At 54.4% G+C, this 24,364-nt stretch carries 26 protein-coding genes; 10 read left to right on the top strand and 16 right to left on the bottom strand.

The window, feature by feature from the left end:
- Nucleotides 1-139: 139 nt before the first annotated feature.
- On the bottom strand, nucleotides 140-1,099 hold the full coding sequence (locus tag AB9F27_RS00460) for a LysR family transcriptional regulator (protein WP_039003954.1): 960 nt from the start codon (nucleotides 1,097-1,099) through the stop codon (nucleotides 140-142).
- 140 nt (nucleotides 1,100-1,239) lie between these two features.
- On the opposite strand from AB9F27_RS00460, the gene AB9F27_RS00455 reads away from it, so the two are divergent.
- The 10 genes from AB9F27_RS00455 to AB9F27_RS00410 all read left to right on the top strand — a co-directional run bounded on the left by AB9F27_RS00455 (nucleotide 1,240) and on the right by AB9F27_RS00410 (nucleotide 9,868).
- Complete coding sequence (locus AB9F27_RS00455) at nucleotides 1,240-2,028, top strand: transporter substrate-binding domain-containing protein (protein WP_335583642.1); 789 nt, start codon at nucleotides 1,240-1,242, stop codon at nucleotides 2,026-2,028.
- Between the two features lie 69 nt (nucleotides 2,029-2,097).
- Nucleotides 2,098-2,889, top strand: a complete 792-nt coding sequence (locus tag AB9F27_RS00450) for a creatininase family protein (protein WP_335583643.1) — start codon at nucleotides 2,098-2,100, stop codon at nucleotides 2,887-2,889.
- A gap of 17 nt (nucleotides 2,890-2,906) precedes the next feature.
- Nucleotides 2,907-3,554 (top strand): amino acid ABC transporter permease, encoded by a 648-nt coding sequence (locus AB9F27_RS00445; RefSeq protein ID WP_039003874.1) that lies wholly within the window; start codon nucleotides 2,907-2,909, stop codon nucleotides 3,552-3,554.
- A gap of 30 nt (nucleotides 3,555-3,584) precedes the next feature.
- A complete protein-coding gene (locus AB9F27_RS00440) occupies nucleotides 3,585-4,241 on the top strand; it encodes an amino acid ABC transporter permease (protein ID WP_039003875.1) in 657 nt (218 codons plus the stop codon).
- Between the two features lie 14 nt (nucleotides 4,242-4,255).
- Nucleotides 4,256-5,017 carry an amino acid ABC transporter ATP-binding protein gene (locus AB9F27_RS00435; protein WP_335583644.1) on the top strand — a complete coding sequence of 254 codons (762 nt, stop codon included), beginning with the start codon at nucleotides 4,256-4,258 and terminating at the stop codon, nucleotides 5,015-5,017.
- 13 nt (nucleotides 5,018-5,030) lie between these two features.
- Nucleotides 5,031-6,371 (top strand): aspartate aminotransferase family protein, encoded by a 1,341-nt coding sequence (locus tag AB9F27_RS00430; RefSeq protein ID WP_335583645.1) that lies wholly within the window; start codon nucleotides 5,031-5,033, stop codon nucleotides 6,369-6,371.
- A gap of 12 nt (nucleotides 6,372-6,383) precedes the next feature.
- The gene (locus tag AB9F27_RS00425; protein WP_335583646.1) at nucleotides 6,384-7,310 is read left to right on the top strand and encodes a 3-keto-5-aminohexanoate cleavage protein; all 927 of its coding nucleotides are present in this window, start codon (nucleotides 6,384-6,386) and stop codon (nucleotides 7,308-7,310) included.
- Between the two features lie 71 nt (nucleotides 7,311-7,381).
- Nucleotides 7,382-8,404, top strand: a complete 1,023-nt coding sequence (locus tag AB9F27_RS00420; protein ID WP_335583647.1) for a histone deacetylase family protein — start codon at nucleotides 7,382-7,384, stop codon at nucleotides 8,402-8,404.
- Nucleotides 8,401-9,504 (top strand): FAD-binding oxidoreductase, encoded by a 1,104-nt coding sequence (locus AB9F27_RS00415; protein ID WP_335583648.1) that lies wholly within the window; start codon nucleotides 8,401-8,403, stop codon nucleotides 9,502-9,504. Before AB9F27_RS00420 ends, AB9F27_RS00415 begins: the two co-directional genes overlap by 4 nt.
- Nucleotides 9,505-9,517: 13 nt before the next feature.
- A complete protein-coding gene (locus AB9F27_RS00410; RefSeq protein WP_335583649.1) occupies nucleotides 9,518-9,868 on the top strand; it encodes a RidA family protein in 351 nt (116 codons plus the stop codon).
- A gap of 56 nt (nucleotides 9,869-9,924) precedes the next feature.
- Here the strand turns inward: AB9F27_RS00410 and AB9F27_RS00405 are convergent, their stop codons facing one another.
- From AB9F27_RS00405 to AB9F27_RS00335, 15 genes are all read right to left on the bottom strand, one after another.
- A complete protein-coding gene (locus AB9F27_RS00405) occupies nucleotides 9,925-10,857 on the bottom strand; it encodes a CehA/McbA family metallohydrolase (RefSeq protein WP_335583650.1) in 933 nt (310 codons plus the stop codon).
- Between the two features lie 89 nt (nucleotides 10,858-10,946).
- The gene (locus tag AB9F27_RS00400) at nucleotides 10,947-11,540 is read right to left on the bottom strand and encodes a M15 family metallopeptidase (RefSeq protein ID WP_335583651.1); all 594 of its coding nucleotides are present in this window, start codon (nucleotides 11,538-11,540) and stop codon (nucleotides 10,947-10,949) included.
- Between the two features lie 40 nt (nucleotides 11,541-11,580).
- Nucleotides 11,581-12,357, bottom strand: a complete 777-nt coding sequence (locus AB9F27_RS00395) for an amino acid ABC transporter ATP-binding protein (protein ID WP_335583652.1) — start codon at nucleotides 12,355-12,357, stop codon at nucleotides 11,581-11,583.
- A 22-nt stretch (nucleotides 12,358-12,379) separates the two neighbouring features.
- Nucleotides 12,380-13,579, bottom strand: coding sequence for an amino acid ABC transporter permease (locus AB9F27_RS00390; protein ID WP_335583653.1), 1,200 nt, complete (start codon nucleotides 13,577-13,579; stop codon nucleotides 12,380-12,382).
- Between the two features lies 1 nt (nucleotide 13,580).
- On the bottom strand, nucleotides 13,581-14,798 hold the full coding sequence (locus AB9F27_RS00385) for an ABC transporter permease subunit (RefSeq protein ID WP_335583654.1): 1,218 nt from the start codon (nucleotides 14,796-14,798) through the stop codon (nucleotides 13,581-13,583).
- A gap of 99 nt (nucleotides 14,799-14,897) precedes the next feature.
- Complete coding sequence (locus AB9F27_RS00380) at nucleotides 14,898-15,140, bottom strand: hypothetical protein (RefSeq protein ID WP_369757447.1); 243 nt, start codon at nucleotides 15,138-15,140, stop codon at nucleotides 14,898-14,900.
- A complete protein-coding gene (locus AB9F27_RS00375; protein ID WP_369757446.1) occupies nucleotides 15,141-15,938 on the bottom strand; it encodes an amino acid ABC transporter substrate-binding protein in 798 nt (265 codons plus the stop codon). It abuts the gene before it with no gap.
- 197 nt (nucleotides 15,939-16,135) lie between these two features.
- A complete protein-coding gene (locus AB9F27_RS00370) occupies nucleotides 16,136-17,056 on the bottom strand; it encodes a LysR family transcriptional regulator (protein WP_335583656.1) in 921 nt (306 codons plus the stop codon).
- A 108-nt stretch (nucleotides 17,057-17,164) separates the two neighbouring features.
- Complete coding sequence (gene thrC / locus AB9F27_RS00365) at nucleotides 17,165-18,577, bottom strand: threonine synthase (protein ID WP_335583657.1); 1,413 nt, start codon at nucleotides 18,575-18,577, stop codon at nucleotides 17,165-17,167.
- A 23-nt stretch (nucleotides 18,578-18,600) separates the two neighbouring features.
- Nucleotides 18,601-19,644 (bottom strand): L-threonine 3-dehydrogenase, encoded by a 1,044-nt coding sequence (tdh, locus tag AB9F27_RS00360; protein WP_335583658.1) that lies wholly within the window; start codon nucleotides 19,642-19,644, stop codon nucleotides 18,601-18,603.
- Nucleotides 19,641-20,843, bottom strand: coding sequence for a glycine C-acetyltransferase (locus AB9F27_RS00355; protein WP_335583659.1), 1,203 nt, complete (start codon nucleotides 20,841-20,843; stop codon nucleotides 19,641-19,643). The genes tdh and AB9F27_RS00355 overlap by 4 nt, the downstream gene beginning before the upstream one ends.
- An 85-nt stretch (nucleotides 20,844-20,928) precedes the next feature.
- Nucleotides 20,929-21,495 carry an XRE family transcriptional regulator gene (locus AB9F27_RS00350; RefSeq protein ID WP_335583660.1) on the bottom strand — a complete coding sequence of 189 codons (567 nt, stop codon included), beginning with the start codon at nucleotides 21,493-21,495 and terminating at the stop codon, nucleotides 20,929-20,931.
- Nucleotides 21,496-21,814: 319 nt separating this feature from the next.
- Nucleotides 21,815-22,486: an RraA family protein gene (locus tag AB9F27_RS00345; RefSeq protein ID WP_335583661.1), complete on the bottom strand. Its 672-nt coding sequence runs from the start codon at nucleotides 22,484-22,486 to the stop codon at nucleotides 21,815-21,817.
- 14 nt (nucleotides 22,487-22,500) lie between these two features.
- Nucleotides 22,501-23,280: an SDR family oxidoreductase gene (locus tag AB9F27_RS00340; RefSeq protein ID WP_335583662.1), complete on the bottom strand. Its 780-nt coding sequence runs from the start codon at nucleotides 23,278-23,280 to the stop codon at nucleotides 22,501-22,503.
- A 1-nt stretch (nucleotide 23,281) separates the two neighbouring features.
- The gene (locus AB9F27_RS00335) at nucleotides 23,282-24,307 is read right to left on the bottom strand and encodes a zinc-binding alcohol dehydrogenase family protein (RefSeq protein ID WP_335583663.1); all 1,026 of its coding nucleotides are present in this window, start codon (nucleotides 24,305-24,307) and stop codon (nucleotides 23,282-23,284) included.
- Nucleotides 24,308-24,364 lie beyond the last annotated feature (57 nt).

The following is a 24,364-nucleotide window of genomic DNA, read 5'->3' as shown; positions in this document are numbered from 1 at the left end:
TGAACGCGTCTCTGCGAGGCTAAGACATCATTTTTCACATTGATGTCGGCCGGAAAACCAAACCTTTTCAACGTTTTTTCATAACTTTCAAACAACATCAGCGCGCATGTTGAAGCACGCTACAGTCGTTGTCACATGACTATGCGCTGTAGGTGCGGTCTTCCAACGGCAGGGAATCAAATTCGGCATTAATCATCTCAAGAAGGATCTTTTCTGCGCGATTCATGCTGCGTTTGGCGTTGGTCAGCATATGAATATCCACGGCGGGCAACGATTTAAACGGGGGAACCTGCCAAAGCAGACCTGATTCCACATCCTTGCGGGCCACATGTACGGGCAAGGTTCCAATTCCGATATTGGCGACGATCATTCGGCGGACTTCTGGCAGGTTTGACGACAACCCTTTGGGATCGGCACGCATGCCCAACCGCCGTCGCAGATGCGCAACGCCAGACAGGGGACCGTCGATTTCATCGGTGTGAAAAGACACCGCATCTTCGTTTTTAAGCTCGGATGGGTCGATATCGTCGCGGCCATAGAGCCGATGCCGCGGACCACAGAACAATCCGAAATATTCACGGTAGAGGTGGCGCGCCTCCAGACCCGCAGGCTGCTCATAAAACAGGCAAACGCCAAAAGTGACGCGATTTTGCTGAAGGTGGGTCATCACATCGGCGCTGCCCATGGTCGAAATCGTATAGCTCACACGCGGATAAAGTTCGTTAAACCGCGCTAAAACGGCGTCAAAATGCGGGGAAACAACGTGGCTTGCCACCGCGATACTAATCTGCCCCGTCACTTCATCATCAAGGCTGCTCATCAAATCCGGCAATTGCGAAACCGCCCCAAAAATCGAACTGGCCTCCGCGTAAAGGACTTCGCCCAAAGGCGTAACGCTGAAATGTCGGGGCGAGCGGTTCACCAGTTTGCGCCCAACAATATCCTCGAGTCGTTTCAGTGCCGCACTGATCGTCGGCTGCTTTAACCCCAAAAAATGCGCCGCAGGTGTGATTCCCCCCTCATCCACGACGACCATGAAAGTCCGCAGCAAATTCCAATCCAAGTTCCAAGGAAAGCGTTGTGCATTTAATTTAATCATAGAAGCCATCTATTTTAGGAATTGGAATTATCTATTTGCTCTATGCGACGGTACGGCGCAACCTGTGTTTCATAACGCCTTTCAACTGCGGCCCCTCGGGCACAGGAACAAAAGGCACAAAAACAACAGGGAGAACAGGAATGATGAATACACTGAACATTCTGCGCCGGAACGTCTTGATGGGATCAGTCGCACTGATGGGTTTAAGCTTTGCGCCGTTGGCAGCGAGCGCGGATGAACTTGCCGATATTCAAGAACGCGGTACGCTCAAGATTGCAATGAGCGGCCAGTATCCACCGTTCAACTTTGTAAACGAACAAAACGAAGTGGTTGGCTTTGACCCGGCAATCGGCACTGAAATCGCCAAGCGCATGGGGCTTGAAGTTGAGATCATTACAACCGCATGGGATGGCATCATTGGCGGCCTTCTTGCCAGCAAATACGACGCAGTCGTCGGCTCCATGTCGATCACCGAAGAGCGCGACAAAGTGATCGATTTTGTCGGTCCTTATTACAGCACCAAACGGGCGATCTTTACCAAATCCGGTTCCGACATCACCAGTGTCGCAGATTTGGATGATGCGAAAGTCGGCGTAACGCTCGGCGAGACACATGAGCAATGGGCCCGAGATCAAGGCTATAACATTAACACTTACAAAGGCTTACCCGAATTGCTTCTTGAGCTGGACAATGGCCGTGTGGACGCCATCGTGAATGACTCTATTCCAGTTATGCTCGCTATGAAGGCCGGTCAGTATGATCTGGCAACCATCAACGATCCAGACGCCGAGCCAATTGGCGCGGGTATCGCGATCCGTGAAGGCAACCCAGACCTCGCCGCCGCTATGCAAAAAGCGCTGGACGAGATGATGGCAGATGGCACTTACCTCGCGATTGCCGAAGAATGGGTCGGCGGCGACATCCGCTAAACTCAAAGTATCAACCAGCCTGCCGGTCAATTCCGGCAGGCCTCTTTCCCTGCTTCGAGGACTGCTTTCGTGACAACGACTTACGGCCATTTGACGTGGGAAGACGTGCGTGATGCCGACAAGGATCGCGTGGTTATTCTGAATGTCTCCGCCACCGAGGATCACGGCCCCCACATGCCGCTTGATACCGATACGGTGCTGGGCATGGCCGTGGCCGAAGGTGTCGCCAAAGCCGCGCCGGACGAGGTTTTCGTCATGCCGCCCGTGGCTTACGGCTTCAACGAACATCACAAAGATTTCCCCGGTGTTATCTGGATTCAGCCCGAAACCCTGGTCGCCTTCGTTTGCGACATCACCAAATCGCTCGCCCATCACGGGTTTCGCCGTATCCTGCTACTGAATTCGCATGGCTCGAACCATTCTGTTCTGGACCTTGCCGCGCGCAAGACGGTGATCGAAACGGGTATTATCTGTGTCTCGGCTTCCTACTGGAACCTGATGTCGGCGCGGATCAACGAGGTGCGCAAATCCGAAATTGGCGGAATTGCCCATGCGGGTGAATTTGAGGCCGCGATGTACATGCATTTGCATCCCGAGCGCGTACATATCGAAAAATCGGTACCGCAAAACCTGCACAATCCCGACAGTAAATTCTTTAACCTCGATCTTGCCGGAACTGGCGGCGGGGCGATGTTAATGCGCTGGTGGTCCGAAGTGTCGCCAGACGGCACCATGGGCGACCCGACCGTCGCCACCCCCGAGACGGGCAAGCGTTTTCTGGACGCGGCGATTGAGGAGACCACAGCCTTAATCCGCGAAATTCGTGCGTTGCCGATCCTGCCGCGTCAAGACCATCACTGAGTTGAAAGGCTAAAGATTTGGACATCGACCTCATCCTGCGTGTCTACCCGTTCTTCCTCGAAGCGGCGCTGGTCACGATAGAACTTTCAATCCTGACAGCCCTTCTGGGCCTCACTTGCGGAGCTTTTGGCGCCGCTGCGCGCCTGTCGCGACTGGCTGTGCTACGCTGGATCGCGGCCGCCTATGTCAGCGTCTTTCGCGGCACCCCTGCCCTCATCCAAATTTTCATCCTCTATTTTGGTGGCCCCCAGATCGGCATTCAGCTGGACTCGTTTGCTGCCGGCACCATCGCGCTGGGGGTCAACATCGGCGCCTATATGACCGAAACTATCCGTGGCGCCATCGTATCCGTCGACAAGGGCCAGACCGAGGCCGCCCGCACCTTGGGCATGAGCCGCAGCGAAACGATGCGCAAGATCATCCTTCCACAGGCCGCACGGATGATGATCCGCCCACTGGGTGTGAACATCAACGCGCTCATCAAAGGCACCGCGCTGGTAGCCCCAATTTCGGTGATCGAGCTGACCTATACCGCGCAACGCTTCATCGGCTCCACCTACAAACCCTTCGAGATGTTCTTCCTTTCTGGCCTTCTTTATATGGTGATTATCTATGTGGTCGGTCAGGGCATCAACTGGCTCGACCGTCGGGCGCAGATCGTATGAGTAGCGTAAACACAATAACAGGAGGCCGTCATGGGGCTTGATTTTTCAGTCGTACCCAGCTATTTCGGCTTGCTCCTAATGGGGGCCGGTTGGACCGTCGCGATCACCATTTGCGCGGGCATCCTCAGCTTTGTCGGCGGCATCGTTTTTGCCGTTATCGCCCTCTACAGCCATTGGACCCTGCGCCTGCCCGTCCGCGCCTTCGTGTGGCTCTTCATGGGCACGCCACTTTTGCTGCAACTGTTCTTGATCTATTTCGGCCTGATCCAGGTCGGCATCGACCTGCCCGCGTTCTTGGCAGGGGTCATCGGGTTGGGGCTGCACTTTGCCGTCTATAATTCCGAATTGATACAGGTTTCGATCCTCGCGGTGGACAAGGGCCAATATGAAGGCGCGCGCACCCTTGGCCTGTCGCGCGGCCAGACCCTGCGCCGCGTCGTGATTCCGCAAGCGGTACACGCAGTCATCCCACCGATGGGCAACAACATGATCGCGCTTCTGAAGGACTCGGCACTGGTATCAGTGATCGGGGTTATGGAACTCACGCTTGCGGCCCAACAGGCCATCAGCCGCACCTACCGCCCGTTCGAATTCTACCTCGCAGCGGCTTTTTGCTACTACATTATTAACCTCGCGTTAGAGGCGGGATTGCGCCGCCTTGAACGCCGCATCGCCGCTTCGCGCTGAGACAGGAGAGTCCGATGACCAAACAAGCCTTCGTCACCATTAAAAACGCGGCCAAAAGCTACGGCAAGCTTGAAGTGCTCAAGGATATCAACCTCACGGTTGAGCGCGGCCAGATCGTCGCCATTATCGGCCCTTCAGGGTCTGGGAAATCCACGTTGCTGCGCGCGATCAACGAACTTGATCCGCTCTCGTCGGGCGAAGTCTGGCTTGAGGATGTACAGATCAACAAGAAGCTGCCTCATCGCCAATATGAGGCCCACGTCAATCAAGTGCGCCAGAACATTGGCATGGTTTTCCAACACTTTAACCTGTTCCCGCACCTCACCGTGCGCGGCAACATCACGCTCGCGCCGCGCATGCTCAAAGGGTTGTCGGAGGATGCAGCCAACAAACTCGCCGAGGAACAATTGGCCAAGGTTGGCTTGCTGGAAAAGATAGACGAATACCCCTCACGGCTTTCTGGCGGTCAAAAACAGCGCGTGGCGATTGCCCGGGCTTTGGCGATGCAACCCAAGGTGATGCTGTTTGACGAGGCGACTTCGGCGCTTGACCCTGAACTGGTCGAAGAGGTCAATCTGGTGATGAAGCAACTGGCCGAAGAGCACATGACCATGATCATCGTGACCCATGAAATGGATTTCGCGGCCTCGGTTTGTGATCGCGTGTTGTTTATGGACCAAGGGGTGGTGGTCGAAGAAGGCCCTCCCTCGGTGATCTTTAAAAACCCCGAACATGAGCGCACCCGCAATTTTCTCCGCAAACACCTTAGTCGTTGAAGGCAGGCCCCACATGAGCAATCTGTTCTATCAGACCAAAGCGCCCCGCCCCACGCTCGCCCGCGCCGAAGGCATCTATATGTGGGACACCTCCGGCAAGCGTTATATCGATGGCTCATCGGGTGCGATGGTCAGCAACATTGGGCATTCAAACCCTGCGGTTCTGGCGGCGATGCGGGCGCAAATGGACAAATCCACCTTCGGCTACAGACTGCATTTCCAAACCGACGCCAGCGAAGCATTGGCAGACAAGGTTGCGAGTCTGACCCCCAAAGGGCTGGACCGCGTTTTCTTTGTTTCGGGTGGCTCGGAGGCCGTAGAAAGCACGCTGAAACTGGCGCGCCAATATGCGCTCACTCAAGGGCAGGCGCAGCGCACAAAGGTTATTTCGCGCTATCCGAGCTATCATGGCTCCACACTTGGGGCGCTCGCGATTACGGGCTATGCGCCAATGACCGCGCCATTTGATCCGATGATGCATGCGATGCCGAAAATCCCCGCGCCCCGCGCCTATCTTGACGGGCTCGATCCTACGGATACGGCAACTGGGCTGCATTATGCCAATATGTTGGAGGCCAAAATCCTTGAGGAAGGCCCCGCGACAATTCTTGCCTTTATCGTCGAACCCATCGGCGGCGCGTCAACCGGCGCCTTGGTGCCGCCTGCAGGTTATATGCAACGCATCCGCCAGATTTGTGACCAATACGGCGTCTTGCTCATCCACGACGAAGTGATGACGGGCGGCGGGCGCACGGGGAGCTTTTTTGGCGCGGATCACTGGGACGTAACGCCCGATATCATTGCCCTCTCCAAAGGATTTGGCGCGGGATACGTGCCCCTTGGCGCGATGATCGCGCGCAATGACATCGTTGAGGCGGTGATGAATGGCGGCGGTTTCATCCACGGCTATACCTACGCCGGAAACCCTTTGGCCTGCGCCGCAGGACTGGCCGTTTTGAACGAAATCGAACTGCACAGCTTGACCGAGAATGCGGCACAAATGGGCGACGCACTTAAAACCCGCCTTGAGGCGATGATGCAACGCTATCCCGTCATTGGCGATGTGCGCGGAAAAGGGTTGCTGCTGGCGTTTGAACTGATGGCAGATCGCGCCACCAAAGAGCCCCTGCCCGCCGCATTTAATGCCCACAGCCGACTGGTAGATATCGCCTATGACAACGGATTGATCATCTATTCCCGCCGCACCCGTGGCGGTATTGCGGGCGATCATTTCCTTGTCTGCCCCCCAATGATCGTGACCGAACCGCAACTCGATGAAATTACCGATATACTGGATCAATCGATGCAACAGTTGATGGCAGAGATGCCCAATTCAGTCGATCCAACGTCATAAAGGAAAGTCCAAATGTCAAAAATCATTATCACCTGTGCCATCACGGGCTCCATCCACACGCCTTCCATGTCACCCTATCTACCGATCACCGCTGATGAAATCACCGAACATTCTATGGAAGCGGCCGAGGCAGGGGCTGCGATTTTGCACCTTCATGCCCGCGACCCAGAAGACGGGCGCCCGTCGGCACTGCCTGCACACTTCCGCCCTTTTCTGACCCGCCTCAAGCAAAACTGCGACGCGGTTTTGAACATCACGACAGGTGGCAATGCGAATATGACGCTGGATGAACGCCTCGCAGCCCCCCTTGATGCAGAACCAGAGATGTGTTCGCTCAACATGGGCTCGATGAATTTCGCGTTGTATCCCGCCGCCGCGCGGATCACCGACTGGAAGTTTGCTTGGGAAAAGCCCTTTTTGGAAGACTCCGACGATCTGGTGTTCAAAAATACGCCGCGTGACATTGCCCACGTCCTAACGGTAATGGGCCAAGAACGCGGCGCGCAGTTTGAGTTTGAATGCTATGACGTCAGCCATTTGTATATGTTGCGCCACTTTGTGGATCGCGGCTTAGTAAAAACGCCAATGTTCATCCAGTTTGTGTTCGGCGTTTTGGGCGGAATTGGTGCTGACCCCGAAAACCTGATCCATATGAAACGGATTGCCGACAAGCTGTTTGGCGACACCTATACGTTTTCAGTGCTCGCCGCTGGTCGCCACCAGATGCCGCTGATTACCATGTCTGCGGCGATGGGTGGGCATGTGCGCGTTGGCCTAGAGGACAGTCTAATGATTTCGCGCGGCAAATTGGCCAAAACCAACGCCGACCAGGTTGCCAAAATCCGGCGCATTGTTGAAGACCTTGGGCGCGAGGTCGCGACCCCAACCGAGGCGCGCGCCATGTTGGGCCTCAAGGGCAGCGACCAAACAGCGATTTAGGTTTTTCTGACCCACCAGAACAACAACAATAATTTTGGACGACTTCGGGCAAACGCCCAGAAAGGCGAGACATGAAAGCCATCTTTGACGAGCGCCAATGGAAACATGATCCAAAGCATTTCCTGCTCAACGGCAAGCTATCGCCCAACCCCGAACAACCTGAGCGGATCAAAGTTCTGCACGCAGGCGCCCAAGCCGCAGGCTGCGATTTCGAGGCCCCAAAGGACGCAGGCCTCGGCCCGATTGCGGCAATTCATTCGCCCGAATACCTGAGTTTCTTGCAAACTATCTACGACCGCTGGCAGAAGATTGACGGCGCAGGCGACGAGGTGATCCCCAAAATCCACCCCGCCAACCGCTCCGACAGCTATCCTGAGTCCGCCGAAGGTCAGTCCGGATTCCATCAGGTTGACGGCTCCTGCCCCATTGCTTCGGGAACGTGGGAGGCCGCTTATTGGTCTGCCCAATCCGCAGTGACGGGCGCCGATGCGATGCTGGGCGGTGCCCGCGCGACCTATGTGCTTTCGCGCCCCCCCGGTCACCATGCCTTTGGCGATCTCGCGGGCGGATTTTGCTTCCTCAACAACTCGGCTATCGCGGCGGAACGCTTGCGCCTTGGGGGTATGCGGCCCGCGATTTTGGATATCGATGTGCATCACGGCAATGGCACACAGGGTATTTTCTATGAGCGCAACGATGTTTTGACCGTATCAACCCACGCTGATCCCGCGCGATTTTACCCCTTCTTCTGGGGCCATGCCCACGAACGCGGCGCAGGAGTGGGTTTGGGCTACAACCTCAATATTCCCCTTGCGCGCGGCACCAATGATGACGAATTCCTAGCGGCGTTGGAAACTGCGCTGACCCGCGTGCGCGCCTTTGGGGCAGATGTGGTGGTTATCGCCCTTGGGCTGGACACCTATATTGGTGATCCCTTCAAGGGGTTCGCCGTGACGACGCCCGGATTTGCACGCATCGGCGCGGCGCTAGCGGAATTAAATCTCCCGACGCTTTTTGTTCAAGAGGGCGGCTACCTGTGCGACGAGTTGGGGCACAACCTAACGAGCATATTGAATGGATTTCAAAACAAATGACCCAGCCTGATATCATCGTCATCGGTGGCGGCATTGCCGGAGCCAGTGCGGCGGCAATGTTGGCCAAAGACGCGCGTGTTGTGTTGATTGAGGCCGAGCCACAGCTTGGCTATCATTCCACGGGGCGCTCTGCGGCGATCTTCATTCGCAACTATGGCAACGCGGTTTTGCGCGCGTTGAATGCCGCCTCCGCCCCTGTTCTGGAAACGCCGAGCGAGATGTGGGACACCTCCTTATTATCCCCACGCGGCCAAATGCTTATCGCGCAAGAGAGCGAAACCGCAGTGCTGGAGGCCTACTCCGAGGGAGCGACGGGCCTTGAACGTTTGACCGCCGCCGAGGCCGTCGCCCTTGTGCCGATCCTCAGGCCAGAGCGGATCGCAGCTGCGGTTATCGAGTGGGACGCACAGGATATTGACGTGGATCGCATGCTTCAAGGCTATGCGCGCCTGTTGCGCAACCGCGGCGGCGAAACCGTGACGGGCGCCCCCGTAACAGGCATCACCCGCAGCAAGGGCAGTTGGCAGGTGACGACCCAAAACGGCACTTGGTCTGCACCCATCGTTGTAAACGCCGCAGGCGCATGGGCAGATATCGTCGCGCGCATGGCGGGATTGGCCCCAATTGGGTTGATGCCAATGCGCCGCTCTGCGGTCTTGTTAAAAGCGCCCGACGGGCACAAAATCGACAACTGGCCCCTGTTCGCATCGGCATCCGAAAGCTGGTATGCTAAACCCGACGCGGGGTGTTTGTTTGTTTCACCAGCCGATGAAGACCCCGTAGAACCACACGACGCGTGGCCCGATGACATGGTGCTTGCCGAAGGTTTGGACCGATTTGAGCAGGCCGTCACCATTCCCATCACACGCCCTACTCATAGCTGGGCGGGCTTGCGCAACTTCGTGGCCGACCGAACCCCCGTTGTCGGCTTTGATCCCACAGCGGAGGGCTTTTTCTGGCTCGCGGGGCAAGGCGGATACGGCGTTCAAACGGCCCCCGCACTTGCTACAATTTGCGCCGCACAATGCCTAGAACTTCGGTCGCCAATGGACGATAACATCCTCGACGCCCTCTCCCCGGACCGATTCCGGACAACATAAAGGAACTATTAGAATGAGCACGATTACACGCCACCATGGCGGCCCAAGAATGAGCCAAATCGTTACCCATAACGGCACAGTTTATTTGGCTGGTCAGGTCGGAAAACCAACAGACGATGTCGCCCAACAGACAAAATCCTGTCTCGAGCAAATCGACACGCTTTTGGCTGAAGCGGGTTCCGATAAAACGCGCATGCTTCAGGTTGTCATCTGGTTGGCAGACATGTCCGATTTCGCCGCGATGAATGCGGTTTGGGATACTTGGGTGCCAGAAGGGCATACACCTGCCCGCGCCACTGGCGAAGCGAAGCTGGCTACGCCAGACCATTTGGTCGAATTCATCGTCACGGCCGCACAAAACTAAGAGCACACCCGAAGGCAACGGCGTCTCACGTGGAGGAGACGCCGTTGCCCCTAAAGTCAGGCACCCCCATCGAGCCAAATCGGATTAGACCAAGCACGCTTTCCGTTTTCATCGATAACCGTGACGCGAACCCATGGTGAATCTTTCAGGCGGCTCAATGACAGGGTTTCGCCAGTCATTTCATGACCATGCAGGGTTGCCGTTGACGTGCCTTTTCCTTGAATCACGATCGTCGCTGCCGCAGAGCAATCGACGTCAACACCACCTTCAATGAAGCGTATATCGTGAATTTCGGGCCCCGTGCTTGAATAATATGCGCCCGCCTTTAGAGATGTCAAAAGCGCTTCGGGCGTATTTTCCTCCGCCTTGACCATGACCCAGCCCCCAAAATGATCCGGTGTGTTGAAATGGGCATCATCAGCGGCAATCAGATTAAGGCGACGTCCTTGGTTCAAAAGATGTTCTAAAATCAAGAACCCCTCGCCGCGATCATTATCAACAACGCAGCCGTAATTGTAAGCTTCGACGGCATGGGCCGCCGTGATCGAGCGCGCATCGGCCTCTGACATTCCCGACCAATGCGGATGTGCAATGGCCACGAATGCGCCAGCGTCACGGGCACGTTGCGCAATGCTTGCCGCGGATTCCGACCCAGCCACCGATTGAAAGTGTGGTGCATGTGGCGGGGTAAAATCAGCGGGAAGACCGATACCCAAAAGGTGCCACAGGTTGCCGTTTTCCATCGTACCGGTGTGCATCTCTGCCCCAATAAGAGTCGTGAAGTCGGCGTTACGACACTCTGTGGTGTCCGTGATCGGATAGTCAAACAGTCCAACGAAATGGTCCGTCAAGGCGATGAAATCATAACCTTGCGCCTGATATCTTCGGCAGACCTCCTGAGGAGAAAGAATGCCGTCTGATCCGGTGGAATGGGTGTGTAAGTTCCCGCGAAGGAACCGACCGGGCGTTGTGAAAAAGCTAGTTTGCATGATTTTGGCTTTCAAAGTCTATTTGTGGTCAACGCGGATGGGAAAGGACTATCCCCCTTCAAGCGGAGGATTGAACCAAAAAATATCCGTTATTCTATCGGTGCGAAAAAGGCCTCTGTGCGGTTGGTTACTTCCGCCCATAACCGGTCGCCATAGGAGAAATGCCACCACTCATCAGGATAATTCACCATTCCCGTGGCCTCCATCGCCGCAACAAGTATATCGCGGTTTTTACGGAGTTTAGACGAAACCGGCCAGTTGGTCGGAGCCACCCCCGAGAGCCCCTTCATGGCACCGCCGAATTCCAATTCTGTGCGATCCGCGCGCGCCAGTTTTACATCAACGGCCGCCCCTGCTTGATGCCCGCTGCCAAAACCATCCGGTGGAGAAACCCAACGTGCAGCCTCGGTATAGACCTGTGCATCGCTCCAGTCGGGGTTGTTTTGGGTAATGTTGGCAAGAATTGGCTTCCACAATTCCCACTGTCGGGTGCGGGTGCGGAAGGCGTCAAACACCATGAGGCACAGCCCGTCCGGCAAGGCTTCGGCGCAAGCGACGACCTTATCGCGCACAGCGCGTCTTATGCGCCAATCATCCGTTTCCAATGGATTTAGGAACAAGCGGTCCGTCTCGACAAATGTCACCAAATCAACGGGGTTTTCGCATTCAGTTACTGTGATCATATTGTTAGATCCTTTGGTCCGCATCTCAGGCGTAAAATGGCTACAAAATCTGGCTCAGAAATTGCTGTGTGCGTTCATGTTCGGGATTTTCAAAAAACGCCTCGGGGTTGTTGCGTTCGACAATGTCGCCTGCGTCCATGAAAATCACTTCGTCTGCGATTGTCCGTGCAAAGCCCATTTCATGCGTGACCACGATCATCGTCATGCCTGTATCGGCAAGGTCGACCATCACATCGAGCACCTCTTTGATCATTTCCGGATCCAACGCCGAGGTCGGTTCGTCAAACAGCATAATCTTGGGATTCATGCACAGGCTGCGGGCAATCGCGACCCGTTGCTGTTGTCCACCGGACAGTTGGCCGGGGTATTTATCTGCCTGTTCGGGAATTTTAACCCGCTCCAAATAAGTCATCGCAGTTTTGATCGCATCAGATTTGCTCATTTTGCGAGTCCAGATCGGCCCAAGGGTTAGGTTTTCCAGAATGCTCATATGCGGAAACAGGTTGAAGTTCTGGAACACCATGCCGACCTCTGTGCGGATATGTTCAAGGTTTTTCAAGTTCTTACCTAGTTTGATCCCATCAACAATGATGTCGCCCTCTTGGTGCTCTTCGAGCGCATTGATGCAACGAATTAGGGTCGATTTACCGGACCCCGAGGGGCCACAAACGACAATCCGCTCGCCCTTATGCACGGTTAAATCGATATCCTTGAGAACATGGAACGCGCCGTACCATTTATTCATCTTTGCGATTTCGATGATGACTTCGGTCGAGGCGGCAGATTCAAGGTGCGCCTGAGAAAGTTTGTTTGTCATGGGGAATTCCTTAGCTCGCGGATCAATGCTGGTCACCGGCTGAGAGTTTCGTTTCCAGATGGCGGCTATATTTTGACATCGAGAAGCACAGAACGAAGAACAACATCGCCCCAAAAATCAGGGGTTCTTTGTGAAGGCCCAGCCACGGTATGTCCTTGCTGATGGAGCGCAACATCCCAAGGATGTCGAACAATCCGATGATCGACACCAGCGTGGTGTCTTTTAACAAACTGATAAAGGTTCCAACGATATTGGGGATCATATACTTGAGCGCTTGGGGCATGATGACCAGCCCAGTTGTGCGCCAATAGCCAAGCCCGATGGTATGGGCCGCCTCGTATTGGCCGCTCGGGATCGCCTGAAGCCCAGCGCGCACGGTTTCGGCCATATAACAGGCGTTAAACAGAACAACCGCGATGATGACCTGCACCAGTTTATTCAGAACAAAGCCCTCTGGCATGAACAGCGGGAACATGGTGGTGGCCATAAACAACACGGTTATCAGCGGCACAGAGCGAAAGACTTCGATGAAACCCGTGCAAAGGACACGGACCACCGTTAGTTTGCTGCGACGACCCAGCGCGACAAAGACAAACAGAACGATGGCAAGCAACACATTACGCCGAGTGCGGTCTGGCGCTTTGGCCTTTCCGAGAACTTGCAAAAGAAACTCTTTTAGGGAGGCGCGTGTCGTTATCCCTATGAGCATGTTCGAAGTATTCGCGATCAGCGCAACGATAGCGCCACTCACCATGAGCTGGGTCAACAGGCCTTTTTCGCCGCCCGCAAACAAGTAGCCCGCTAGGAAGGGGTAAAATACAACCACTCCGGCGCCGATCAAGACTTTGCCTTTGACACGGCTCATCCATAACGGGGCCATCCACAGGACAAGCAAAACTGCTCCGAGATTGATCCGCCAAATCTGTTCTCGCGGGTAGCGTCCGTAAAAGATGTTGTCGAACCAGTCGATAACTCCCGCCCAGCAAGCGCCTGTTAGGCTGTTTTCAAAGCACTCGCGCCGACTGTCTGCGATAAATGTCGCGTCCGTCACGCCCCACGTCCAGAGGCCCGTGACCGTGATGTAAACAAGGTAGGCCGTGACCACAGTCAGGATCGCATTGAACCAAGAACTGAACAGGTTTTTGTGCATCCAGCCGATGATTGAGCGTTCGGCAAGAGGGGCGGCTCTGTCTGGCGTTTTTATCGGGGTGATTATAGCCATATCAACGCTCCACCAGCTGTACACGTTTGTTGTAGATGTTCAGAAGACCGGAAATCGACAGGCTGATGACCATATAGAACGCCATCGTCATCCCGACCAATTCCACGGCATGGCCAATCTGGTTCAGCGTGGTTTGCATAAAGAGGGAGACGATATCGGCATAGCCAATGGCGATGGCCAACGACGAATTTTTCACCGTGGTCATCCATTGCGAAATCATGGGCGGTACAATTGCAGGCATTGCTTGTGGGATGACAACCATGGCCATAACCCGACCAGGTTTTAGGCCAATCGAAAGGGCCGCTTCCTTCTGCCCCTTACTCACTGACAAGATACCGGCCCTTACGGCCTCGGCGATTTGCGCCGCGTGATAAATACTCAGCGACACAATCAACGCGAGAAAGGCGGGAGGCAAGCTGGTTCCGCCCGCAAAATTGAAGCCCTGAAGCGTTGGCATATCCCAGCTAAGTGGTCTGCCCGTAAGGATAAAAACGGCACTCGGCAGCAAAACCAACAATCCAAGCGAAGGAATAAGCGTTATGGTTTGCTTGCCGCTGCTCTCCTGCAATTTGCGCGCACGACGTCGCAATATATATACGCCCGCAAGCGCAACGCCGAGTGCAACAAGGGTCATCCAGAACAACCCGCCCATAATCGGCGTCGCCATATAAAGACCACGATTGTTCAGGAGCAGCATCTTGGCACCCAATGAAAGGTCAATCGTTTGCTTGACCGCGGGTAACACAGCAAACACACCAATATACCAAAACACGATTTGGATCAGCAGCGGCGTGTTACGGAAGATTTCAACGAATGACAGGGCGACCTTTGACACCAGCCAGTTGTTTGACAGCCGCAAAACGCCCACCAAAAACCCCAAAGCTGTACTGAAAATGATTGCCATAAAGGATACGAGCAAGGTATTGAGCGCCCCGATCACAAAGATCCGACCGTAAGTGCCTTTGCCGGGCGTATAATCAATCAGTTTGAAATCAATATCAAAACCGGCCGACGTGTTCAAAAAACCAAAGCCCGTGCTCATGCCGCGCGCTTGAAGGTTTTGGGAGGTGTTCGAGACCAGATACCACATCAACAAGCCAAACAACCCAGCGGTAATAAGTTGGTAGAATACCGAACGAACACGTGCGTCGTGGAAAAAGTCGAAGGTCTCTTTCGGCTTGGCGCGCTTTAAACCCGTCTTTGGTGCGGCGTTATTCATGTGTGTCCCCGTTGCGGTATCTGCAATCGTTTTTGGTAGAAGTGGGTATGGAAGAAGGAGGGGACGCCGATGAAATCCACCGGCGTCCCCCTCTATTTATTAGCGCATGGGGGGCGAATACATTAACCCGCCATCCGTCCAAAGCGCGTTCAGCGTACCGGCACGGTCGATCCCGATGCCCAGCTCGCCGCCGCCCATGTAGGCCTCATAAAGTTCGCCGTAATTGCCGACCTGTTTGATGATGTTGTAAGCCCAATCAGGTTCTAGTCCCAACCCTTCGTTCAGGTTGCCTTCGGCTCCCATCATGCGAAGAACATTTGGGTCTGTCGACGTGGCCAGCATCTAATCGACGTTAGCTTGGGTAATGCCCAATTCTTCGGCGTTGATCAGCGCGAAAACGCTCCAGCGCACGATATCGGCCCATTGGTTGTCGCCATGACGTACCGCAGGCGCAAGCGGTTCTTTTGACAGGGTCTCAGGCAGGATCATGTGATCGGAAGGCACCGGAAAGGACGCGATATTTCCGGCCATCGAGGATTTGTCGCCCGTCACCGCATCACAGCCACCATTCAGATAGGTATCGTCGCGAACGTTGAAGTCTTCAAAGGTAACATTTGAAATGCCAAGATCGTTGGTGCGGCTGAAGTCCGTTAAATTCAACTCGTTAGTGGTACCGGTGGTCACGCAAACCTTGGCGCCTTTCAGCTCCAACGCACTGGTAATGCCGCTATCGCGACGAACGGTAAAGCCCTGTCCATCATAGAAGTTGGGCGGCAGAAAATCGATGCCCAACTGGGTGTCACGGGACAGCGTCCATGTGGCGGTACGCGACAACATATCGCTTTCGCCATTTGCCAATGCAGTAAACCGCGCTTGGCTCGACACCGACTGGATTTCCACTTTTGTGGCATCGCCGAATACGGCGGCAGCGACGGCTTTGCACATCGCGACGTCAAGCCCGTACCAAACGCCTTCACTGTCGAGATTGTAATATCCGGCCGACGGCGGCCCAACCTGGCAACGCAGATTTCCGCGCTCTTTGACAATTTCCAAAGTGCTCTCAGCCGAGGCAACAGAAGCGCCCATTACGGCAACTGTGCTTAGAGCTGCAAGCGTCACAATTTGAGATTTTCGTTTCATTCCGTATTCTCCGAGTTGGTTGCGTTTTGTTGGACTGTATTGGCGTTACGGCAAAGCCGTCCAATGCCGATGTCAGCGCGCCTCATGCAGGAAACGCATCGGCCTTTGATGCAATGCACAATTGGTATGAAAACGACGAAACCCGAGATGCCGCGAGACGCGCGCATTCCGCAAAACCTTGAGAAAACCCTTCGAATTTAGGTAACAGAGCCTACCTGCTTCTCAAGTAAGGCCCGCCAGAACGCGGCGACTTTCGGTTCGTTGAAATCCTTGCAACGATAGATGTTGATGTCGACAATAATGTTGTCGGCAATACCTGCGGCGCGTACAAGGCGCCCATTGGCCAAGTCATCTGCGACCATAAAGCTGGGTATCCAAGCAACACCATAGCCCTCAACCGCCATAGCTTTCACGCTCGTAGCGATGCAGGCTTCATAGACCGTCGTGAACGTTAAATCGCCATAGTGCTTCTCAAGATGCCCCGCGACAGGCCAGAGGGAGAGCGACGACGCGGTATGAAGATAGGGGACCGGATCCGTCGGCCTGTCCGGCAGCCACCAAAGCGGCGCGCCAGTGGCATCGGGGGCGACGACTGGCACCAAGGCCTCCTGCCCCAACGTGAGCGAGGTAAACTTTTTCGGGTCGCTGTAAAACCCTGCGTTTGGATTCTCATAGGAGATAAACAGGTCCACAACGTTTTCTTCAAGCCCCACAAGATATTGCGGGATTGTTTCAAAATCAGTGCGCACAACAAACTGATCGGTGTCAATAAACGGCTGAAGGTCTTTTAGCCACGCGGGCATGAAATACTGGGCCAGTGTGCTGAGCGTCGAAAACCGGATTTTCTGTTTCTCAAGCGATACTTTGGCCAAAATGTCTTCGCGCGAGTGATAGGCGGCGCTGACGATTGTCTGAGCGACAACAACAAAAGTTGCCCCAGCATCCGTTAGACATGCAGGCTGGCTTTTTCGGTCAACCAAGCAGGTTCCAACCCATGCCTCAAGCGCCTGAATTCTGCGGCTGAACGCCGGCTGCGAGACGTTACGCTGTTCTGCGGCGATGCGAAAATTGCCACTGGCCGCAAGAGCCAACAGATCTTCCAGCCATTTAATTTCCAAGAAATTACCTTCTTTCTGCTGGATGCTCTGCTTAACTTAAAGCGTTCCCTCAAACGGACCTTAGCGCGTTTTGTACGACAAGAACATGACACACTGGCAATGCGAATTTCAATCGGCGTTGCGACCTGACCCAATGCGCGATTTGTCGATGATGAAGGCCTCAACTGCGGCAAGATCATTCTCGATCAGACTTAGGATTTCCGGATTCTGCGCTCTTTGCGTGGCCCAATCGGGCACGCTTACCGACTGCCCCGTTGCCTTATACACCGTATCGGGGAATTTGGCGGGATGCGCGGTCGCAAGGGTGACCATTGGCGTGGTCTGATCAACAGCTTGCTCTGCAACGCGCATTGCCACCGCCGTGTGCGGGTCCGCAAGGTATCCTGACCGATTGTAAACCTCGCCCATCATTTCTAGGGTTTGGGCCTGACTGGCGGAACCTGCACTAAAAAGCTCCGTCACAAAGCGATGCGCGCTTTCAGGGAGCGCATAATCCCCGTTGTCTGTCAAATCCGACATGAGATTTTTAACAACACTCGGGTCTCGCCCAACAGCGTCAAACAAAAGGCGCTCAAAATTTGATGAAATCTGAATATCCATCGACGGCGTGATGGTAACTTCAACCTCGGCGAGTGTGTAGGAACCGCTCGCCAGCGTGCGGCTAAGGATATCGTTTTCGTTGGTCGCAATCACAAGCCGATCAATACCCAACCCCATTTGTTTTGCCACATACCCCGCAAAGATATCGCCAAAGTTTCCGGTCGGAACGGTGAAGGATATATCGCGATCTGGCGCACCTAAGGCTGCGGCGGCCGTGAAATAATACACCGTCTGGGCCATGACCCGCCCCCAGTTGATCGAATTCACAGCAGACAATTGCACCGCATCCCGAAACCCGTGGTCCGCAAACATGGCTTTGACCATGCTTTGGCAGTCATCAAACGATCCGTCGATTGCGATTGCATGGGCGTTTGCAGCGCCAATGGTCGTCATTTGCCGACGCTGAACATCCGAAACCTTGCCACTCGGGAACATAAAGAATGTGTCGATCCCTTCGCAGTCTTTGAAGGCCTCAAGCGCGGCGCCACCTGTGTCGCCAGAGGTTGCGCCAACAATGGTAAGACGCCGTCCTTGCTCGGTCAAAATGTGGTCCATCAGCTTGGCCAGAATTTGCATCGCAACATCTTTAAAGGCGAGGGTCGGACCATGGAATAACTCCAGCACCCAGCTATCCGCACCGGTTTGCACCAAAGGAACCACCGCAGGATGATGAAACGTAGCATAGGCTTCATCGATCATTTTGCGCAGAAGTGCGTCTTTGATCTCCCCGTCGACAAAGGCACTGATGATGTGGAATGCAACGTCCGTATACGGCATGCCACGAAACGACCGTATTTTCTCGGCACTGAACTTCGGCCAGTGTTGGGGAACATAAAGACCACCGTCCTCGGCAAGCCCCACGAGCAAGGCCTCTTTAAACGTCAGTATTGGTGCGCTTCCGCGCGTGCTGATATAGTCCATATCCCTACCCTTTTCGGAAAATGTTAGGAGGCGGTCCAGTCGAGGACTACTTTTCCACTTGATCCCGCTTTCATGGTTTCAAAGCCGGTTCTGAACTCATCAACGGGAAAGCGATGCGTGATGACGCGGCTCACATCAAGCCCGCTTTGCAACATCGCAATCATCTTGTGCCACGTCTCAAATATCTCACGGCCATAGACGCCCTTAATCGTGATTGCTTTGAACACGATGCGAGACCAATCGAAGGGCGCTTTGCTAGATGGAATGCCCAAAAGCGCGATGCGCCCCCCCATGACCATTGCGTCCACCATTTGGTCCAACGCGGCCTGATTACCAGACATTTCCATCCCAACATCAAAGCCTTGGCGCATTTTCAGTCGCGCGATGACGTCCTTCAGGTCCTCAGTTGCCGCGTTCACCGGCACCACATCCGCGACCTTCTCAGCCAAGGCGAGCCGATCCGTATTTATGTCGGTAATAACGATATTGCGCGCGCCCGCATGACGGGCAACCGCCGCGGCCATGATGCCAATCGGACCAGCGCCAGTTATCAAAACGTCTTCACCCGACAAATCAAAAGACAGCGCGGTGTGCACAGCATTGCCTAACGGGTCGAGAATGGCACCGATATCATCGCTGATATCATCAGGAAGAGGCACAACATTGAAGGCGGGCAAACATAGGTATTCCGCAAACGCGCCTTGCACATTCACACCAATGCCGCGCGTGCTTGGGTCAAGGTGGAATTTGCCCGCCCGCGATTGGCGACTGTTTTTACCTATCAGATGCCCCTCGCCAGAGCATCTTTGCCCAAGCTCAAGGTCCGAGACATTCTTGCCCAGTTCCACGATCTCACCGGCAAATTCATGCCCTGTAATCATTGGGACAGGCACCGTTTTCTGCGCCCATTCATCCCAATTCCAAATATGAATATCAGTGCCACAAATTCCGGTTTTTTTAATCCGGATCAGAACGTCGTCTGGACCAATTTCAGGCACGGCGTGGCGTTCCATCCACAAGCCTTGTTCCGGCTTTGCTTTCACCAAGGCTTTCATGAGATTCGTCATGCCAATACTCCTGTCGCGCGCCCTGCCTTCTTAAAGGCCTCCAACGCAAAATCGAGGTCGTCACGCGTTAAAGCACTGCTCATCTGTGTGCGAATGCGCGCCTGCCCTTTGGGCACGACCGGAAAAAAGAAACCAGCGACATAGACACCGTTATCGTTCAGGTGCGCCGCCATATCTTGGGCAAGCTGGGCCTCACCGAGCATCACAGGAATGATCGGGTGTGTGCCCGGAAGGAGCTCAAATCCAAGCGATGTGAGGCCTGCGCGCCAGTAATCGGAGTTTTCAAACAACTTGGCCCTGAGGTCAGCCCCCTCCTCGACGATCCGCAAGGCTTCGATCCCTGCAGCAACAATCGCAGGCGGCAGAGAGTTGGAGAAAAGGTAGGGTCGCGCCCGTTGCCGCAAAAGGTCAACGACCTGCTGTGGTCCCGCAATGTAACCGCCCAGTGCGCCGCCAAGCGCCTTACCAAGCGTACCTGTCAGGATATCCACATCGACACCGAAATGCGATGGCGTCCCCGCCCCGTCAGGCCCCATGAACCCAGTGGAATGGCAATCATCCACCATCACCAGCGCGCCATAACGTTCAGCAAGCGTCACAATCTCGGGAAGCTTTGCAAGATAGCCATCCATGGAAAATACACCATCCGTCGCGATCATGATAAACCGAGCACCGTCGCTTTGCGCTTGTTTAAGCTGCGCCTCTAAATCCCCCATATCGGAATTGGCGTAGCGGTAGCGTTTCGCTTTGCAGAGGCGCACCCCGTCGATGATCGAAGCGTGGTTCAGGCTATCCGATATGATCGCGTCATCGGCAGTCAGGAGGGGTTCAAACAAGCCGCCATTCGCGTCAAAACAAGCCGCGAAAAGGATGGCGTCCTCTTTGCCAAGAAACTTAGCGAGCTTCTGTTCAAGTTCACGGTGAATGTCCTGCGTGCCACAAATAAAGCGCACCGAGGCCATGCCATAGCCGTGACTATCCATCGCCGCTTTGGCTGCGGATATCAGTCGGGTGTCATCGGCCAATCCCAGATAGTTGTTGGCGCATAGGTTCACCATTCGGGTCGGGCCTTTTTCGGAATGCCCTACAGTGATGGTGCCGCTCTGGGGAGAGAGGATTTCGCGCTCGCGCTTCATCAAGCCTTCTGCTTGAATGCTTTCCAGAGTTGTGGTGATGTGGTCTAAGAATTGGCTCGTCATGTACGCGTCTCCCTTACAGCGGATCAATATCCATTATACGGGATGAATTGTCAATATACCGGATTATTTTGCAACATTCCGGACTTTAGGCGTTTTTTACCACCAATATTGCCCGAGACTTTTCGGGTGCGCGAATGGCGTGATCCTTATCCGCCACGTAGCGAATTGTATCCCCTGCGGTCACGTTTTCGCTTTGATCATCCGTCGTCACTTCCAAGCGTCCCTCAAGCACGGTTAGGGATTCCACACAGCCCGCTTTGTGGGGGGAGCTATCCAGGCTCGCGCCCATTTCGAAATGAATATCATATACTTCGGTGTCGCCAACATCTTCTGGCGCACTCAGTATTCGGATCAAGCAGCGCGCGGTTTTGTTGTGAATAACGGGCGTACTTTCGCCCCGCACCACATCAAGGATGGGACCGATTGTGCTACTTTTTTCATCGAGCAGTTCCGCGAAATCAACGTTCAAAGCGCGCGTGAGGTTCCAAAGGCTCGCAACCGTCGGGCTGGATTCACCGCGTTCGATTTGGGACAGCATAGATCGGGATACACCAGAAAGTTTGGCCAATGCATCCAGACTCAATCCCTTCTCCTTGCGCTCATCTTTGAGACGACTCGCCAAACGGAGCGTAATTTCGTGATTTGACGACATTTTCAGAATGCCTCTCGCAGTAAAGGTTTTAGACAACTCATTCGCGTGGATTACTCGCCTTAATAATGCATTCTTGGGGAGAGCGAAACCTGAAGCGAGCCTTGTGTCTACTGCCCCACCCTTAAATTGTCATCCTACCTTTACCCCTTAACCAAAGAATTGCGCCATTTTGAGCGCGTGGCTTCTGTGGGATTGCCCCCCTCCGGATAAAAATGGCCGAACGGAAAATTTCTTCAAATGATGCTTCGAGCAAAGACGCCAAGTGCTGGCAAGGCGCATTCAGATTTCGGTCCGCCAACCATCCATGTGAGTTATTCGCTCACATCACGCCAAAAGTTTCGAAGGCTTCAGTGGTCGACATGCCCTGTCGAATGGCCTTTGCCACTTCATTTTCGGTAGAGACTTTTTCCAATGCGGCGGCGATGGCCTCATCTTCAACTTGCGCAGGAATAATGATGACCCCTTCATCATCCGCAACGATCAGATCACCGGAATGGACAAGAACGCCCTCGATGGAAATCGGAACACGATAGTCGACGACTTTCCCGCGCACACCTTGATCCTGAGCGTAGGAACCACGCGAGAATACCGAAAATTCCAGATTTTTAATTTCATCACAATCTCTGATGAAGCCATTCAAAATCGCGCCCGCGGCCTTTAAATAAGTTGCGCGTGTCGACATGAGCCCGCCCCAAAGCGCGTAATCAAAGGAAGCGCCCGTTGCGATGTATATTTCGCCCTCTTTAAGATCATCCAAAGCTTCGAACAAAAGGCCAAAAGGTCGGTCGGATAGTGGTCCTCGTCCTGAACCTGCTGGATAGTCGGCCTCCAGCACAGTCATCGCGCGTCCAATGAGTTTTTTACCCGGAACGAGGGGTTTGATCGGCTGTGGCAGGAATTGATTTCTATAGCCCAGAACATCCAAAACGTCGCCGATAACCGCGGTGAACAACCGATTTTTAATTTCTTTAAACTTTTTAAAATCACTCATTTTGAACTCCTAAACTAAAAACCTGTCGCGCCGCCGCCATCCACTAGGATAACTTGGCCCGTTACATATTTGGCGGCCGCCGAGGCAAGAAAGGCACATGACCAACCGATATCTTCAGGATCGCCAAGCTTGCCCATTGGGATACGGCTCAGGATCTTGGTTTGGCGGGCGGCATCGCCTTTGGTCGCCGCCCTGTAAAGCTCTGTGTCGATCCATCCGGGAGCGACCCCGTTCACGCGGATTCCACGGCCCGCGAATTCTGCGGATAGCGCCCTAACGACGCCATTAATCGCGGTTTTTGAAATAGTATAGCCCGACACCATCGGCTGGCCGATATAGGCCGTCATGGAGGAGGTAAACAGGATTGATCCTTCCCGCCCCTCCACCAACATTTGCTTGATAATGGCGCGGGTAAGTTCTAGCGCGCCACGCACATGTACGTCAAAAACGCTATCGAAATCCTCCAGAGAGGACTCCTCAAACGGCCTTTTCACCGTGTTTCCCGCATTATTCACCAGAATATCGACGGGGCCAAAGCGGGTTGCGAGAGTTTTCGCAAAGGCAGCAATCGTGTCAGTTTTCTCCAAGTCCAGAGGCAGGGAGCAGCATCCGTGCCCGATGTCCTTGCATGCGGTTTCAAGAACCTCCGCACGGCGTCCGGCGATAATGACCTTTGCGCCAGCCTGTGCGAGGCAGGTGGCGATCGCCTTACCAAGCCCTGTGCCGCCGCCCGTGACCAACGCAGTTCGTCCTTTAAGGCTGTAAATTCTCTCAAGCGAACTGGTGCTGGTCATTTTAGCCCTCTTCCAAGTCAATCATAACTTTGAAGGTCTTGTTGCGATTGGCTTCCCAATATTCGAAAGCCAGATCGGCCTCTGCCCATGCGAATACGCGCGAAATCAAACTTGAGGCCAGCTCCTCTTGACCCGAGATGAAGGCGATAACGGCGTCAAAATCCGTGCGCGTCGCGTTGCGGGAGCCAAGGATGTCGAGCTCTTTGAGGTTAAACAAGGATGTGTTGTAGCTGACTTCTGATTTGGCATAGCCGACATAGACAACCCGCCCAGAGAAACAGACCAAATCAATCGCCGCGCGAAAAGTTTCGGGAAGCCCCACGGCCTCGACCACGACATCCGCTCCGTTGCCATTTGTTAGCGTGGCGAGGGTTTTTTCCAGATCTTCTTTCGTCGGGTTGATCACGTAATCGACGCCGAGCTTAAGAAGGGGTGCGTGTTTTTCTTCGCTCACTTCAACAGCAATAACCCGTGCGCCGCGCGCCTTTGCGCCGAGCATTGCGCCAACGCCTATCATTCCACCGCCCAACACAACGACAGTATCTTTTTCGCTCACCCGCCCACGGGCCACGGCATGAAAGCCAACAGACAGCGGCTCAACCAGTGCGAGATGTGCAGGTATCAATTGGTCATTTCGGATCAAACGGTCGTGGTGGACCACAATGCTGGTCGACATCCCGCCGTCTTTTTGAACCCCAAGTGTTTCGTTATATTTGCACGCGTTTTCGCGGCCATTCAGGCAGGAAGAGCATTTACCACAGGTCGAATAGGGGATGACAATGACCGATGCGCCGTTGGAAAATTCAATGGGGACCTCGGAACCTGCAGAGCGAATGACACCGCCAATTTCGTGCCCCGGGATTCTGGGTAATTTTGAGAGGGGGTTGGTGCCACGAAATGTGTTCAAATCGCTCCCACACAGCCCCACATGCTTAACATCAATCAGCACTTCATCCGCTTTGGGTTGGGGCGCGTCGATTTCACGAAACCCGGCCTGTCCAATTTTTTCGATTACCAAAGCTCTCATGACGTGACCTAATTCCCAATGACTTAAAATGGAGTGGGCGCCCAAAATCCTTCTGGG

This window comes from Falsihalocynthiibacter sp. CO-5D18, assembly GCF_041205445.1.
In the GTDB taxonomy this organism is placed as follows: domain Bacteria; phylum Pseudomonadota; class Alphaproteobacteria; order Rhodobacterales; family Rhodobacteraceae; genus Falsihalocynthiibacter; species Falsihalocynthiibacter arcticus.
This window is presented reverse-complemented; position numbering and strand designations above follow the sequence as displayed.

Bases quoted from the DNA above. Each gene is read 5' to 3' on its own strand.
- AB9F27_RS00460 (WP_039003954.1), bottom strand. From the start codon at position 1,099: ATGATTAAATTAAATGCACAACGCTTTCCTTGGAACTTGGATTGGAAT.
- AB9F27_RS00455 (WP_335583642.1), top strand. From the start codon at position 1,240: ATGATGAATACACTGAACATTCTGCGCCGGAACGTCTTGATGGGATCA.
- AB9F27_RS00440 (WP_039003875.1), top strand. From the start codon at position 3,585: ATGGGGCTTGATTTTTCAGTCGTACCCAGCTATTTCGGCTTGCTCCTA.
- AB9F27_RS00435 (WP_335583644.1), top strand. From the start codon at position 4,256: ATGACCAAACAAGCCTTCGTCACCATTAAAAACGCGGCCAAAAGCTAC.
- AB9F27_RS00430 (WP_335583645.1), top strand. From the start codon at position 5,031: ATGAGCAATCTGTTCTATCAGACCAAAGCGCCCCGCCCCACGCTCGCC.
- AB9F27_RS00425 (WP_335583646.1), top strand. From the start codon at position 6,384: ATGTCAAAAATCATTATCACCTGTGCCATCACGGGCTCCATCCACACG.
- AB9F27_RS00420 (WP_335583647.1), top strand. From the start codon at position 7,382: ATGAAAGCCATCTTTGACGAGCGCCAATGGAAACATGATCCAAAGCAT.
- AB9F27_RS00415 (WP_335583648.1), top strand. From the start codon at position 8,401: ATGACCCAGCCTGATATCATCGTCATCGGTGGCGGCATTGCCGGAGCC.
- AB9F27_RS00410 (WP_335583649.1), top strand. From the start codon at position 9,518: ATGAGCACGATTACACGCCACCATGGCGGCCCAAGAATGAGCCAAATC.
- AB9F27_RS00405 (WP_335583650.1), bottom strand. From the start codon at position 10,857: ATGCAAACTAGCTTTTTCACAACGCCCGGTCGGTTCCTTCGCGGGAAC.
- AB9F27_RS00400 (WP_335583651.1), bottom strand. From the start codon at position 11,540: ATGATCACAGTAACTGAATGCGAAAACCCCGTTGATTTGGTGACATTT.
- AB9F27_RS00395 (WP_335583652.1), bottom strand. From the start codon at position 12,357: ATGACAAACAAACTTTCTCAGGCGCACCTTGAATCTGCCGCCTCGACC.
- AB9F27_RS00390 (WP_335583653.1), bottom strand. From the start codon at position 13,579: ATGGCTATAATCACCCCGATAAAAACGCCAGACAGAGCCGCCCCTCTT.
- AB9F27_RS00385 (WP_335583654.1), bottom strand. From the start codon at position 14,798: ATGAATAACGCCGCACCAAAGACGGGTTTAAAGCGCGCCAAGCCGAAA.
- AB9F27_RS00380 (WP_369757447.1), bottom strand. From the start codon at position 15,140: ATGCTGGCCACGTCGACAGACCCAAATGTTCTTCGCATGATGGGAGCC.
- AB9F27_RS00375 (WP_369757446.1), bottom strand. From the start codon at position 15,938: ATGAAACGAAAATCTCAAATTGTGACGCTTGCAGCTCTAAGCACAGTT.
- thrC (WP_335583657.1), bottom strand. From the start codon at position 18,577: ATGGACTATATCAGCACGCGCGGAAGCGCACCAATACTGACGTTTAAA.
- tdh (WP_335583658.1), bottom strand. From the start codon at position 19,644: ATGACGAATCTCATGAAAGCCTTGGTGAAAGCAAAGCCGGAACAAGGC.
- AB9F27_RS00355 (WP_335583659.1), bottom strand. From the start codon at position 20,843: ATGACGAGCCAATTCTTAGACCACATCACCACAACTCTGGAAAGCATT.
- AB9F27_RS00350 (WP_335583660.1), bottom strand. From the start codon at position 21,495: ATGTCGTCAAATCACGAAATTACGCTCCGTTTGGCGAGTCGTCTCAAA.
- AB9F27_RS00345 (WP_335583661.1), bottom strand. From the start codon at position 22,486: ATGAGTGATTTTAAAAAGTTTAAAGAAATTAAAAATCGGTTGTTCACC.
- AB9F27_RS00340 (WP_335583662.1), bottom strand. From the start codon at position 23,280: ATGACCAGCACCAGTTCGCTTGAGAGAATTTACAGCCTTAAAGGACGA.
- AB9F27_RS00335 (WP_335583663.1), bottom strand. From the start codon at position 24,307: ATGAGAGCTTTGGTAATCGAAAAAATTGGACAGGCCGGGTTTCGTGAA.